The organism is Acidovorax sp. SRB_14 (assembly GCF_012932145.1).
Taxonomy (GTDB): domain Bacteria; phylum Pseudomonadota; class Gammaproteobacteria; order Burkholderiales; family Burkholderiaceae_C; genus Simplicispira.
In genome coordinates, this window is record NZ_MWOK01000014.1 from 1 (window position 1) to 13,543 (window position 13,543).

At 71.5% G+C, this 13,543-nt stretch carries 10 protein-coding genes; 2 read left to right on the plus strand and 8 right to left on the minus strand.

Annotation, left to right across the window (positions count from 1 at the left end; genetic code table 11):
* Positions 1–449: single-stranded DNA-binding protein (gene ssb, locus B2J86_RS11945; RefSeq protein WP_173025699.1), on the minus strand; the 449-nt coding region annotated here is incomplete at its 3' end.
* Positions 450–551: 102 nt separating this feature from the next.
* On the minus strand, positions 552–1,739 hold the full coding sequence (locus B2J86_RS11950; RefSeq protein ID WP_173025744.1) for an MFS transporter: 1,188 nt from the start codon (positions 1,737–1,739) through the stop codon (positions 552–554).
* A 189-nt stretch (positions 1,740–1,928) separates the two neighbouring features.
* Here B2J86_RS11950 and uvrA point away from each other — a divergent pair, with 189 nt between their 5' ends.
* Complete coding sequence (gene uvrA / locus B2J86_RS11955) at positions 1,929–5,036, plus strand: excinuclease ABC subunit UvrA (protein ID WP_173025700.1); 3,108 nt, start codon at positions 1,929–1,931, stop codon at positions 5,034–5,036.
* Between the two features lie 41 nt (positions 5,037–5,077).
* On the opposite strand, the gene B2J86_RS11960 is transcribed toward uvrA, so the two are convergent.
* The gene (locus tag B2J86_RS11960) at positions 5,078–7,063 is read right to left on the minus strand and encodes a methyl-accepting chemotaxis protein (RefSeq protein ID WP_173025701.1); all 1,986 of its coding nucleotides are present in this window, start codon (positions 7,061–7,063) and stop codon (positions 5,078–5,080) included.
* Positions 7,064–7,378: 315 nt separating this feature from the next.
* Between B2J86_RS11960 and B2J86_RS11965 the strand changes: the two genes are divergently transcribed.
* The gene (locus B2J86_RS11965) at positions 7,379–8,317 is read left to right on the plus strand and encodes an EamA family transporter (RefSeq protein WP_169168705.1); all 939 of its coding nucleotides are present in this window, start codon (positions 7,379–7,381) and stop codon (positions 8,315–8,317) included.
* A gap of 196 nt (positions 8,318–8,513) precedes the next feature.
* On the opposite strand, the gene B2J86_RS11970 is transcribed toward B2J86_RS11965, so the two are convergent.
* From B2J86_RS11970 to pyrF, 5 genes are all read right to left on the minus strand, one after another.
* Positions 8,514–9,377, minus strand: coding sequence for a patatin-like phospholipase family protein (locus B2J86_RS11970; RefSeq protein ID WP_169168704.1), 864 nt, complete (start codon positions 9,375–9,377; stop codon positions 8,514–8,516).
* A 260-nt stretch (positions 9,378–9,637) separates the two neighbouring features.
* Complete coding sequence (locus B2J86_RS11975) at positions 9,638–10,612, minus strand: succinylglutamate desuccinylase/aspartoacylase family protein (protein ID WP_173025702.1); 975 nt, start codon at positions 10,610–10,612, stop codon at positions 9,638–9,640.
* Complete coding sequence (locus B2J86_RS11980) at positions 10,609–11,589, minus strand: tripartite tricarboxylate transporter substrate binding protein (protein WP_173025703.1); 981 nt, start codon at positions 11,587–11,589, stop codon at positions 10,609–10,611. Before B2J86_RS11980 ends, B2J86_RS11975 begins: the two co-directional genes overlap by 4 nt.
* Before the next feature lie 107 nt (positions 11,590–11,696).
* Positions 11,697–12,590 carry a LysR family transcriptional regulator gene (locus B2J86_RS11985; RefSeq protein ID WP_173025704.1) on the minus strand — a complete coding sequence of 298 codons (894 nt, stop codon included), beginning with the start codon at positions 12,588–12,590 and terminating at the stop codon, positions 11,697–11,699.
* Positions 12,591–12,621: 31 nt separating this feature from the next.
* On the minus strand, positions 12,622–13,452 hold the full coding sequence (gene pyrF, locus B2J86_RS11990) for an orotidine-5'-phosphate decarboxylase (RefSeq protein ID WP_173025705.1): 831 nt from the start codon (positions 13,450–13,452) through the stop codon (positions 12,622–12,624).
* Between the last annotated feature and the right edge of the window lie 91 nt (positions 13,453–13,543).

Below are 13,543 nucleotides of genomic sequence, written 5' to 3' on the forward strand. Positions count from 1 at the left end.
GCGGCGGGCGCAGGCGCGGCGCGGCGCGGCGCCTCGTAGCCGCCACCACCCCCCGCATCGCCGCCGTAGCCGCCGTCGTCGTAGCCGCCGCCCTGGGCTGCGCCGCCCATGCCCTGGCGGCCGCCCAACATCTGCATGTTGTCGGCACGGATCTCGGTGGTGAATTTTTCGACGCCGGCCTGGTCGGTCCACTTGCGCGTGCGCAAGGAGCCTTCGACGTAGACCTGCGAGCCCTTGCGCAGGTACTGGCCGACGATTTCGGCCAGGCGCCCGTTGAAGACGACGCGGTGCCACTCGGTGGCCTCGCGCATTTCGCCGCTGGCCTTGTCCTTCCATTTGTCGGTGGTGGCGATGGTCACGTTGGCCACCGCGTCACCGCTGGGAAAGGTGCGCATTTCCGGGTCGCGCCCCAGGTTGCCGACGATGATGACTTTGTTGATGGATGCCATGCTGCTCTACCTCGAAGTTGGGTGGCGCTGTGCGCGCGCCAAACGCCCGATTGTGCCGCAAGGGCGGGAAGATCCCCGCCACCCAGGGCATGGTCCGGGCGGTCAATGCGGCGCGCGCGCCACGGGCTTGAGCGGCCAGGTCAGCACCAGCCACAGCGCCGTCAGCAGCGCGGTCGCGGCAAACAGGCCCGGCGCGCCGGCCCACTTGAGCAGCGCCCCGCCGAGCGCGCCACCGGCAAACAGGCCCAGCGACTGCAGCGTGTTGTAGGTGCCCAGCGCTGCGCCGCGCAGCGCGGCCGGCGCCATGCGCGAGACCAGGCTGGGCTGGCTGGCCTCGAGCGCGTTGAAGCCGCAGAAGAACACGAACAGCAGGGCGCCCAGCGTCCACAGCGCGGGCGCCTGGCCACTGGCCGCGTCCCAGCCGAGCCAGCCCAGGCCGGCCTGCACCGCGAGCACCAGCGCAATCGAGAACAGCAGCGCGCCGCGCAGGCGCCCGCGCCGCTCGAGCGCAAACAGCGCGCCCATGAACACGAAGGACAGCACCACCGCCGGCAAATACACCTGCCAGTGCTGGCCCTTGGCCAGGCCCGCCTGCACCAGCAGCGCCGGCACGGCCACCCACATCGCCATCTGCACGGTGTGCAACACGAACACGCCCAGGTTCAGGCGCAGCAGGTCGGCGTTTTTCCACACGTCGGCCATGCGCCCGCGCGGCGCGTTCGCATGCTGTGCCGGCTCGGGCGGCACCCACCAGACGACGACGGCGGCACCGCCCAGCGCCAGCGCGCAGGTCAGCGCGAACAGACCGGCCAGGCCGATGTGCGCGGCCAGCAGCGGCGCGGCGACCAGCGCCAGGGCAAACATCAGGCCGATGCTGCCGCCCACCAGCGCCATGGCCTTGGTGCGCACCGCGTCGCGCGTCTGGTCGGCCAGCAGGGCCGTGACGGCCGCCGACACGGCGCCCGCGCCCTGCAGCGCGCGGCCCACGAGCAGCCCGGTGAGCGTGTCGGCCAGCGCCGCCAGCAGGCTGCCTGCGGCAAACACCAGCAGGCCGAGCACGATGACGCGCTTGCGCCCGAAGCGGTCCGAGGCCATGCCCAGCGGCAGCTGCAGGAACGCCTGCGTGAGGCCGTAAATGCCCATGGCGAGGCCGACCAGCGCCGGATCGTCGCCGCCCGGGTACTTGCGGGCTTCGAGCGCGAACACCGGCAGCACGAGGAACAGCCCCAGCATGCGCAGGGCAAAGATCAGCGCCAGCGAGACGCTGGAGCGGCGCTCCAGCGCCGTCATGGCGGTGGATGGGGGGGCGGGCGGCGCGGACGCTGGCGCGGCGGTGGAAACACGGGTCGATGGGGGCACGGTGGGCTCGGAGACGCGGGGCAGCGCCTGGGGCGCGGGGCGGCGTTGGCAACAAAAACGCCCATTGTGCGCGATCCAGGGCGGCGGCCGCGGCCCGCTGCGGCCGCCGCCCTGGCTATCATGGGGGGTTTCCCCCAGCCCAGGCGCGCGCCCACCGTGAACCCTCCCGTCCCCCCCCGCCCCGCGGCCGCCCCACCCCTGCCCGAAGGCCGTCCGCTGGCCCAGGTGCTGCGCCAGCAGGCGCGCATCAGCATCCGCGGCGCGCGCACGCACAACCTGCAGAACCTCGACCTTGACATCCCGCGCAACCAGCTGGTTGTGGTCACCGGTCTGTCGGGCTCGGGCAAGTCCAGCCTGGCGTTCGACACGCTCTATGCCGAGGGCCAACGCCGCTATGTCGAGAGCCTCTCGACCTATGCGCGCCAGTTCCTCGGGCGGCTGGACAAGCCCGATGTGGACCTGATCGAGGGCCTCTCGCCCGCCATCGCCATCGAGCAGAAGGCCACCAGCCACAACCCGCGCTCCACCGTGGGCACGGTGACCGAGATCCACGACTACCTGCGCCTGCTCTACGCGCGCGCCGGCACGCCCTACTGCCCCGACCACGGCCTGGCGCTGCAGTCGCAGACCGTGAGCCAGATGGTCGACGCGGTGCTGGCGCTGCCGCCCGAGACGCGGCTGATGGTCCTGGCCCCCGTGGCGCGCGAGAAGAAGGGCGAGTTCACCGAGCTGTTTGCCGAGATGCAGGCGCGCGGCTATGTGCGCTTCCGGGTCGATGGCCAGGTCTATGAGCACGGCAACCTGCCGGCGCTCAAGAAGGCCGAGAAGCACAACATCGACGTCGTGGTCGACCGCGTCAGGGTGCGCTCCGACCTGCAGCAGCGCCTGGCCGAGAGCTTCGAGGCCGCGCTGCGGGTCGGTGAGGGCGTGGGCGGCGCCGAAGCCGGCGGGCGCGTGCTGGCGCTCGAGATGGACAGCGGCGCCGAGCACCTGTTCAGCAGCAAGTTCGCCTGCCCGGTCTGCAACTATTCGCTGCCCGAGCTCGAGCCGCGCCTGTTCTCGTTCAACTCGCCACTGGGCGCGTGCCCGGTCTGCGACGGTCTGGGCCAGCGCGAGGTGTTCGATGCGGCGCGGGTCGTCGCCTTCCCGGGCTTGAGCCTGGCCAGTGGCGCCATCAAGGGCTGGGACCGGCGCAATGCCCACTACTTCGCGCTGCTCGAGAGCCTCGCGCGGCACTACGGCTTCGACATCGAGGCGCCCTTCGAGAGCCTGCCCGAGAAGGTGCAGAGCGCCGTGCTGCAGGGCTCGGGCGACGAGGACATCGCCTTCCACTACCTGGTGGACAGCGGGCCGAACCAGGGCAAGCCGCTCGTCAAGCACCACCCGTTCGAGGGCATCCTGCCCAACATGGCGCGGCGCTGGCGCGAAACCGACTCCACCGTGGTGCGCGAGGACCTGGCGCGCCTGCGCAGCACCCAGCCCTGCCCCGACTGCCACGGCGCGCGCCTGCGCCGCGAGGCGCGCCACGTGAAGCTGGGCGAGGGCGCAGACGCGAAGGCGATTTTCGACATCAGCCACGCCACGCTGAGCGAGGCGCACGCCTGGTTTGCCGCGCTGCAGCTGTCGGGCGCCAAGGCCGACATCGCCGACAAGGTGGTGCGCGAGATCGCCACGCGCCTGCAGTTCCTCAACGACGTGGGCCTCAATTACCTGAGCCTGGACCGCAGCGCCGAGACGCTCTCGGGCGGCGAGGCGCAGCGCATTCGCCTCGCCAGCCAGATCGGCTCGGGCCTGACGGGCGTGATGTACGTGCTCGACGAGCCCAGCATCGGCCTGCACCAGCGCGACAACGACCGCCTGATCGCGACGCTGCAGCACCTGCGCGACATCGGCAACAGCGTGATCGTCGTCGAGCACGACGAGGACATGATGCGCGCGGCCGACCAGATCATCGACATGGGCCCGGGCGCGGGCGTGCACGGCGGGCGCGTGATGGCCCAGGGCACGTACGGCGAGGTGCGCGACCACCCCGATTCGCTCACGGGCCAGTACCTGGCGGGCACGCTGCGGATCGCCGTGCCCGCGCGGCGCACGCCCTGGCTGCCGGCGCGGGCCGCACCGGCACCGGCCCCGGCGGGCAAGTCGCGCTTTCCGGCCACCGAAGCGAGCCAACGGCGCGCCGATCGCCTGGCCGAGCACCACGCGCGCCAGGGCGCGCTGCAGGCGCTGCGCGTGGTCGGCGCCACGGGCCACAACCTGAAGAACGTCAGCGTGGACTTCCCCGTCGGCCTGTTCACCTGCGTGACCGGCGTCTCGGGCTCGGGCAAGAGCACGCTGGTCAACGACACGCTGCACAAGGCCGTGGCGCGCCAGCTCTACCGCGCGCACGACGAGCCGGCGGCGCACGCCGAGATCGTCGGCATCGAGTACTTCGACAAGGTCATCAACGTCGACCAGTCGCCCATCGGCCGCACGCCGCGCAGCAACCCCGCCACCTACACCGGCCTGTTCACGCCGATCCGCGAGCTGATGGCCGAGGTCAACACCGCCAAGGAGCGCGGCTACGGGCCGGGGCGCTTCTCGTTCAACGTGGCAGGCGGGCGCTGCGAGGCCTGCCAGGGCGATGGCGTGGTCAAGGTGGAGATGCACTTCCTGCCCGACGTCTACGTGCCCTGCGACATCTGCCACGGCCAGCGCTACAACCGCGAGACGCTCGAAGTGCAGTGGAAGGGCCGCAACATCGCGCAGATCCTGGACCTGACGGTGGAGGACGCGTACGCCTTCTTCCACGATGTGCCGACCATTGCGCGCAAGCTGCAGACGCTGCTGCAGGTGGGGCTGTCGTACATCCGCCTGGGCCAGAGCGCCACCACGCTCTCGGGCGGCGAGGCGCAGCGCGTCAAGCTCGCGCAGGAGCTCTCCAAGCGCGACACCGGCCGCACGCTCTACATCCTCGACGAGCCAACCACCGGCCTGCACTTCGCCGACATCGACCTGCTCCTGAAAGTGCTGCACCAGCTGCGCGACGCGGGCAACACCATCGTCGTGATCGAGCACAACCTCGACGTCATCAAGACCGCCGACTGGCTCATCGACATGGGGCCCGAGGGCGGCGCCGGCGGCGGCACCGTGGTGGGCGTGGGCACGCCCGAGATGCTGGCGGACAACCCGGCCAGCCACACCGGGCGCTACCTGGCGCGCTACCTGGCGCAGGGGCGCGGCATTTAGACCAAAAAGCGGTTTTACGCTGGTGCAGCCAGCGCCGAAAGCTATTGAATTTGTAGCACCCTGGGGCCGACTGCGGCCCCAGGGGCCACCGCAGCGCCATCGCCCTCGAGGCGGAACACCGACACCACCTGCACCAGGTCTTCGGCCTGGCCCTTGAGGCTGCTGGCGGCGCCGGCCATCTCTTCGACCAGGGCGGCGTTTTGCTGCGTCACCTGGTCCATCTGCGTGACCGCTTCGCCCACCTGCGAGACGCCCAGCGACTGCTCGCGGCTGGCGGCGCTGATCTCGCCCACGATGTCGGTCACGCGGCGGATCGCGCCCACCACGTCGGTCATGGTGGCGCCCGCGCGGTGGACCTGGGCGTTGCCCTGCTCCACGCGCGCCACGCTCGCGCCGATCAGCGCCTTGATCTCGCGCGCTGCCTCGGCGCTGCGCCCGGCGAGCGAGCGCACCTCGCTGGCCACCACCGCAAAGCCGCGGCCCTGCTCGCCCGCGCGCGCCGCCTCGACGGCGGCGTTGAGCGCGAGGATGTTGGTCTGGAACGCGATCGAGTCGATCACGCCGATGATGTCGGCGATCTTGTGCGACGCCTCGTTGATGCCCTGCATGGTCTCCATGACCTGCCCCACGACGGCGCCGCCCTGCACGGCCACGGTGCTGGCGCTCTCGGCCAGCGCGCTCGCCTGGCGCGCGCTGTCGGCGTTTTGCGCCACGGTGGAGCTGAGCTGCTCCATGGAGGCGGCCGTTTGCTCGAGTGCGCTGGCCTGGCTTTCGGTGCGGGCCGACAGGTCTGTGTTGCCCTGCGCGATCTGCACGCTGGCAATCGCCACGCTCTCGGCGCCGCCGCGCACGTTGCGCACCACCCGCATGAGCTGCTCGCGCATCTGCTGCAAGGCGGCCAGCAGCTGGCCGACCTCGTTCGTGCCATGGACCAGGGCGGTGCCGCCGAGGTCGCCGAGCGCCACGGCGCGCGCCAGCTGCACCGCCTGGGCCAGCGGCTCGGTGATCGAGCGCACGAACACCAGGGCCAGCGCGCAGGTCAGCGCCAGCGTGCCGGCCAGCGCCACGACGAGCAGCCACAGGTCGCGCTGCAGGGAGGCCGCGCGGGCGTTCAAGGTGTCGCCCAGCCGCTCCAGCGCCTGGCCGTTGAAGGCATACAGCGCGTCGATGCTGCGCGTGAAGGCGTCGAAGTACGCGTGCGGCGCCAAGCGCAGCACCTCGGCGGCGAGCAGCTCGCGCTCGGCCAGCTGCAGGGCGGCGTCGACCTGGCCCTGCACGCTCTGCTGCGCCGTGCCCAGCGCCTGGGCCAGCGCGGGGTTGGCGGCCCCGGCGCGCGCAAAGCTGCGAAAGGTCTGGCTCTGCAGTTCGGCCGCGCGCTGCTGCAGCACGAGCAACTGGCCGCGCCCCTGGGGCGGCAGCTCGCCCTGGCCGAGGAAGCCCGTGCCCTGGGCGCGCATCACGCCGAGCTTTTCGGCCAGCATCGGCGCGTGCACCAGCGCGGCCTGGATGATGGCGTGCGTGTCGGCGTGCGGGTCGGTCTGCAGGCCGTAGGCATGCAGCAGGGTTTCGCTCAGCTCCATCACGGCGGCGATCAGGGCGCTGTGCTGCGCCATGCTCTGCGCGGGCGGCAGCTGGCGCGCGGCCACCGCCGGCTCCAGCGCCTGCCAGCGCTGGCGCAGCTGCGCCCACTGGGCCAGCGGCGCGGCCGGGGTGGGGGCCGCGGCCAGGCGCGCATCCACCATGCGGATAGCGCTGGCGAGCGCGTCGCGCACGGCCGGGCGGCGCGCGGCCAGTGCCTCGTTGCCCCCGAGCATGGCCGCCGAGAGGCCGCGGTGCACCTGCAGCAGCTGCAGCACCTCGTTGAGTGCCCGCAGCGGCGCTGCGCCCTGCACCTCCCGCCGTGCCTGGGCGATGTCGTCCAGCGCCTGGCGCACGGCCACCCAGGTGGGCGGCACGCTCATCATGAGCCCGATCACCCCCAGGATGAGGAATTTTTGCAGCAGGTGGAGGCGATGGAGAAAAGGCATGGACAGGGTCAGCCTCCAGGCGGCGAGCGGAAGGCGCGGTGGAGAACCGCCCGTCCATGTCCCGCTTGAAGTGCAACTTAATGTAAACAGCGCGAATGTACGCCTGCGCCCCGCGGCCGCATTGACGCACGTCAATCCGGCCGCGGCGGGCGGTCGCGGACGGGACCGCGCAGGCGCCAGCGCCCGGCAAGCGTCTGGCCATAATGGCGCTTCTCCGCCCTGTTGCCGGCGCGCCGCACGCGCCGCCCTGCCATGCTCCTCCCCTTGCCGCCTGCCCTGCCTGCCGCACACCGCGCCCACCGCCGACGCCCGCCCATGAGCGGCCGCGCGGCGGCCCAGGCCCCGATGTCGGCGCGCGATCTGCTGGCCGCGCTGGCCGTCGTGGTGCTGTGGGGGCTGAACTTTGTCGCCATGAAGTGGGGGCTGCGCAGCTTCACGCCTTTCCAGCTCGGGGCGGCGCGCTACCTGTGCGCGGCACTGCCGTTGGTGCTGCTGGTGCGCGCGCCGCGCGTGCACTGGCGCTGGGTGGTGCTGTTCGGGCTGCTGCAGGGCCTGGGGCAGTTCGGCTTTCTGTTCGTGGCGCTGCAGGTGGGCATGACGGCGGCGCTGGCCAGCGTGCTGATGCAGACGCAGGTGTTCTTCACGGCGCTGTTTGGCTTCGCGCTGCTGCAGGAGCGGCCCGGCCGGCCGCTGCAGTGGGGCATGGGCCTGGCCGCGCTGGGCCTGCTGTGCTTTGCCCTGGGCCAGCTCGGCGCCAGCGGCGCGGGCGCGGCCGACACCACGCTGGCCGGCCTGCTGCTGACGCTGTGCGCGGCCAGCTCCTGGGCGGGCTCGAACATCGTGGCGCGGCTCGTGAACCAGAAGGCGCCCGGCTACGACCCGCTGGCCTTCGTGGTCTGGAGCTGCTTGGTGCCGGTGCTGCCCTTTGTGGCGCTGTCGGCCTGGCTCGATCCCGACGCCGGCCGCTGGCTGCAGGGCGCGGCCTGGGCCGGCGTGCCGCTGCTGGGCTGGCTGTCGGTCGCCTACCTGGGCTGGGCCGCCACCGTGCTCGGCTATGGTCTGTGGACGCGCCTGCTCACGCGCCACCCGGCCAACCGCGTGGCGCCGTTCAGCCTGGGCGTGCCCGTGGTCGGGCTGGCGGCGGGCCTGCTGGTGCTGGGCGAGGTGGTCACGCCCTGGCAGTGGGCCGGCGTGGCCTGCGTGGTGCTGGCCCTGCTGTGCGTGGTGCTGGGGCCGCGCTGGGGCGCCCGGTAGCGGCACGGCGCGGGGTGCATATCAAAAACAGGAGCTGCCTGCGTCGGCTTCATCTCTGTTTCAGATAGAAATGTGCATGAAACCAAGGTATGGCGAGCGCAAGCAGCTCACTTTTTTGAATTCAGAGCCGGTGCCTGCACGCGCAATGCATGGGAATCCGCCCCCATGCAAGGCATTTTGATGGGCTGGACCCGTCTCAATCCACATGCGGTCGCAGCGCGCCCGGAACGCCCGGCCGCTGCAGGCCGCCGCCCTCCAGCCAGCGCCGGGTATTTTTCTTGGCCCGCTCTATCAGCTCGTGCGCGCGCGAAAAATCGTAGGCCGAGGCCGCCAGCGGGCACAGCGGCGGCACCGTCAGCACCTCGAAGCGATCGGCCAGCAACTCCAGGTCTTGCACCAGCTGGTGCGCGATCAGCATGTTGAGCGCGTGCAGCGCACTGGCGATGGCGCTGGCCGGCGGCGCGCTCAAGGCGCAGGCATAGCCGGTGGGCAGCACGACCAGCCGGGTCGCCCCCAGCGCCACCGCCGCCATGACCGGGGTGTTGCCGGCGATCGCGCCGTCGATCAGGTAATCCTTGCCCACCCGCACCGGCGGAAAGATCGCCGGGATCGCGCAACTGGCCAGGATCGCCTCCACGGCCGGCCCCGACGACAGACAGACCGAATGGCCGTGCAGCTGCTCGGTGGCGACCACATGCATCGGCAGCGCCGCCTGCTCCAACCGGCTGTAGGGCAAATGCTGTGCAATCAAGGCCTGCAGCCCGCTGGCATCGACCAGCGCCGGCGAACGCGAAAACAGGCCGGCCAGGCGGCTGAAAGTCATGGGAAAGAGGGTGCTGCGCTTGAGATTGCACCAGAGCGCCTCCAGCCGCTCCACACCGGCCAGCGTCGGATCGCCCGCGAAATACGCGCCATTGATGGCGCCGACCGAGGCGCCCACCACCAGATCGGGCTGCACGCCATGGGCCACCAGCGCATGCAGCATGCCGACCTGGATCGCGCCGAAACTGCCGCCGCCGGCAAATACAAAGGCGGTCTTGCCCTGGGCCGTGGATTCCATCTGCGCCTCCCTGCTGCCGATACCACCGCGGCCGTCCCGGCGTGCGGCGGAACGCCCATATTACTGCCGCGTGGGACGGCGCCATGCCCCTGCGCGCAGCCTGCCTGGCGTCCGGGTCCATCGGCAGCCATCGGCCTCGGAGTCCGCTTAATTCATCAAAAACAGGAGCTTTCTGCGCCGGCTCCATATATGTTTCAGATAGAAATATGCCTCCAATCAAGGTGTGGCGTGCGCAAGCAGCTCACTTTTTTGACTGCGATTCAGAGCAGGCGCCGGCGCGCCCAGCGCACCACCGTGACGCCGGCGCGCGCCTGGCGCGTGGACGGCATCACCAGCACGCAGTCGCCGTACGGCGTGGCGACGGCTTCGCCGTCGTTGTCGCCGATCACGGTGCCGGCTTTTGCAATCACCTCCAGCCCGGTGAACGGCGCGTTGAAGCGAAAGCCGCTGCTGCGGGCGACGACCGCGCCGGTCACTTCGAGCGCCCACTGGCGCGGCGCGTCGCTCTGGCGCCAGCCGGGCAGCCGGCGCGCCAGTTCGGCGGCGTCGACCACGCCCGAGGCGGCGATGAAGCGCACGCACAGGTCCTGCGCCACGGCGCGGCTGGCCGGGTCGCCGTGGAAGCCGCATTCGACCAGCAGCGAGCGCGTGTCCGGCGCCTGCGCGTCGGGCAGGCCGAAGCGCCCGTAGTCGCGCATGCGCACGCCGTCCTGGTGGCCGGCATCGACCACGATGTGCTCGGGGCTGCGCAGCGTGCGCGCCAGCTCCAGGTTGCGCGGCTGCATGCCGGTGAGCAAGAGCGGCGCCGAGGGCTCGTGCATCGAATGGAGGTCGAGCAGCCAGTCGGCCTGGGCGACGAAGGGGCGCAGCTGCGCGGCGCGGCGGCGCTCGCGCGTGTCGCCGGCATCGATGCGCGCGTCCAGCCACTGGCGGTTCAGGTCCTCGTCGGTGAAGCGCGCGGCGTCGTGGGCCGCGGGGTCGAAGCGGTCGAAGGCGCCGAGGTTGCAGAACGCCAGCGTGAGCGCACCCTGCTGCGGGCGCAGGCCCGCTTCGAGCAGGCCCTGGAGCGCCCAGGCGCCGCACAACTCGTTGCCGTGCACCAGCGCGCTGAGCAGCACGCGGCGGCCGGGCCGGCCCGAGTCGAAGTGCCAGACACCCTCGGTGCCGGTGTTGCCGTCGCGCCAGGCGGCGAGGTCGGGCGCGGGCAGGTCAAAAGCCAGGGACGGCGCGCTCATTCTTCGATCTTGGCAAAGGCGACGATCTTCTGGTATTTGGCCACTTCGGCGGCCAGGAACCGGTCGATGTCGACGTGGGTGGCCGAGACGGTGGAGCCGCTGGCCTCGAGCTTCTTGCGGAAGTCGGGCGACTGCAGCGTGTCGTTGAGCGCCTTCTTGATCTTCTCCTGCACCGGCTTGGGCAGGTGGGCCGGCGCCATGAGCGCGAACCAGACGCCGATGTCGAGGTGCTTGAACTGCGGCGATTCGGCCAGGGCCGGAATGTCGGGCGTCTGCAGCGCGCGCTTGGCCTCGGTCGTGCCGAGCGCGATCACCTTGCCGCTCTTGATGTGCGGCAGGCCGCTGGAGAGCACGAACACGCCGTACTCGATGTTGTTGCCCATCAGGTCGTTGGTCAGCGGCGCCACGCCGCGGTAGGGGATGTGCGTCATGAACAGCCTGCCCTGCTGCTTGACCATTTCGCCAGCCAGGTGCAGCGAGGTGCCCACGCCCGAGCTACCGTAGCTGAACTTGCCGGGGTTCTGCGACACCTTCTGCACGAACTCGGCCGCCGTCTTCGGCCCCGCCTGGGTCGAGGCCACCAGCACCAGCGGCTGCGTGGCGATCAGGCCGATGGCGGTGAAGTCCTGGATGTCGTACTTGACCTTTTTCGTCACCAGCTTGTTGATGGCGATCTCGTTGCTCGCGCCCACCAGCAGCGTGTAGCCGTCGGGCGCGGCGCTGGCCACCTTCTGCGCGCCGATGGCGCCGCCGGCACCGCCGATGTTCTCGATCACCACCGGCACGCCCAGGCGCTGGCCCAGCTCGGTGGCGACAGTGCGCGCCGTCAGGTCGGTGCTGCCGCCGGGCGGGTAGCCGACCACGATGGTGATGGGCTTGCTCGGGTAGGGCGCGTCCTGGGCGCTGGCAAAGCCGCTGGCCAGCAGGGCCAGGGCGGCCAGCACGGTGGCGCGGCGCAGTGCGTGGGGTCGGTTCATTCGCGGTCTCCTTGTGGGTGTGCGCCCCATTGTGCGAACGGGCCACCCCTGCGGCGGTGCCGAAGTGGCACGCGGCCGTGCCGTTTCGACCGCGCGCCCTGCCGCGCTCAGCGCTCCGCGATGGCTTTCCAGACGGTCTCCGCGAGCGGCGACAGGCGCCGCTTGGGGCGGTACAGGCGCACGTCGAAGTGCACCTCCAGGCCCTCACCGCCGGCCAGTACCAGGTGGCCGCCGTGGCAGTCGGCGTGCACCATCGACCATGGCAGCCAGGCCACGCCCAGGCCCTTGCGCGCGTATTCATAGTGCGCGTCGGCCGAGTCGCACTCCACCAGGCGCTGCAGGCGCGGCGCCTGCGGGTGGTGGGCCAGGTGGTCTTCGACGAGCCTGCCCAGCGCGAGCTGCGGCGCATAGGCCAGATAGGGCACGGCGTGCTCGCTGCCCAGGCGGTGCAGGGCGGTGCCCTGGGCGCCGGCCCGCGACACCGGCACCAGCCGGTCGGAGGCCACGGTGACATGGGCGAACTGGCGCGCATCGAGCGAAATGGCCAGCGCCCGGTGGTCGTAGACCAGCGAGAAGTCGGCCTCGTGGCTCTCGAGCATCGCCACCGTGTCGGCCAGCGCGCGCGTCAGGATGCGCAGCTCGCCGCCCTGCAGCACGGGCGCCAGGCGCACCAGCCAGTCGGCCACGACGGTGCGCGCCAGCGTGCGCCCGGTGGCCAGCGCCACGGTGCGGCCCTGGCGCCCGGCCAGGTCCTGCAGCTCTTCGCGCGACTGGTCGAGGTTGCGCGCCATCTGCGCGGCGGAGTCCAGAAAGCTGCGCCCCGCCGCCGTCAGCGTGACGGGCCCGCCCTGGCGCTCGACCAGGGGCGTGCCCGCCCAGGCTTCGAGCGCCCGGATGCGCCGGCCGAACGCCGGGTGCGTGACATGGCGCAGCTCGGCCGCGCGCGTGAAGCTGCGTTCGCGCGCCAGCACGATGAAGTCTTCCAGCCACTTGAGCTGCATCGGGCAGTCGGGTGGCCGGGGAGGGCGCGGCTCAGGCGCCGGGGCGCGCGGCCTGCAGCAGGTCGCGGGTCTTCAGGGCCTCGCGGCGCGCGGCGGCCGCAAAGTCGGCGCCGTTGCTGGCGTACAGGATGGCGCGCGAGGAGTTGACGATGATCGGGCCGTCCGGGCGCCAGCCGGCCTGGACGGTGGCCACGGCATCGCCGCCCTGCGCGCCGACGCCCGGAATCAGCAGCGGCAGCGTCGGCGCAATGGCGCGCACGCGCTCGATCTCGGCGGGGTAGGTGGCGCCCACCACCAGGCCCAGCTGGCCGTTGCGGTTCCACGGCCCCTGCGCCAGGCGCGCCACGTGTTCGTACAGCAGCGGCTGGCCCGCGACGCTGGCGAGGCGCTGGTTCTGCAGGTCGTCGCCGCCGGGGTTGGAGGTGCGGCACAGCAGGAAGGCGCCCTTGCCGGGGTAGTCGAGGTAGGGCTCGACCGAGTCGAAACCCATGAAGGGCGAGAGCGTGACGGCGTCGGCGCCGTAGCGCTCGAAGGCTTCGCGCGCGTACTGCTGCGCGGTGGAGCCGATGTCGCCGCGCTTGGCGTCGAGGATCACGGGTACGCGGGGTGCGTTGCAGCGCATGTGCTGCATCAGGCGTTCGAGCTGGTCTTCGGCGCCGTGCGCGGCAAAATAGGCGATCTGCGGCTTGAAGGCGCACACCAGGTCGGCGGTGGCGTCCACGATCGCGGCGCAAAAGTCGTAGATCTTGCGCGGGTCGTCCCGCAGGGCGGCAGGAAAGCGCGTGGGCTCGGGGTCCAGGCCGACGCACAGCATCGAGCCGTTGTGCGTGGATGCGGCGTGCAGCATGTCAAGAAATGTCATGGCCGCGATTCTAGAGCTGGCCTCACCCGGCTCCCATCCGCGCATGCACCAGGCGCCAGGGCTGCCGCACGGCAAGGCGAAGTGACACCGC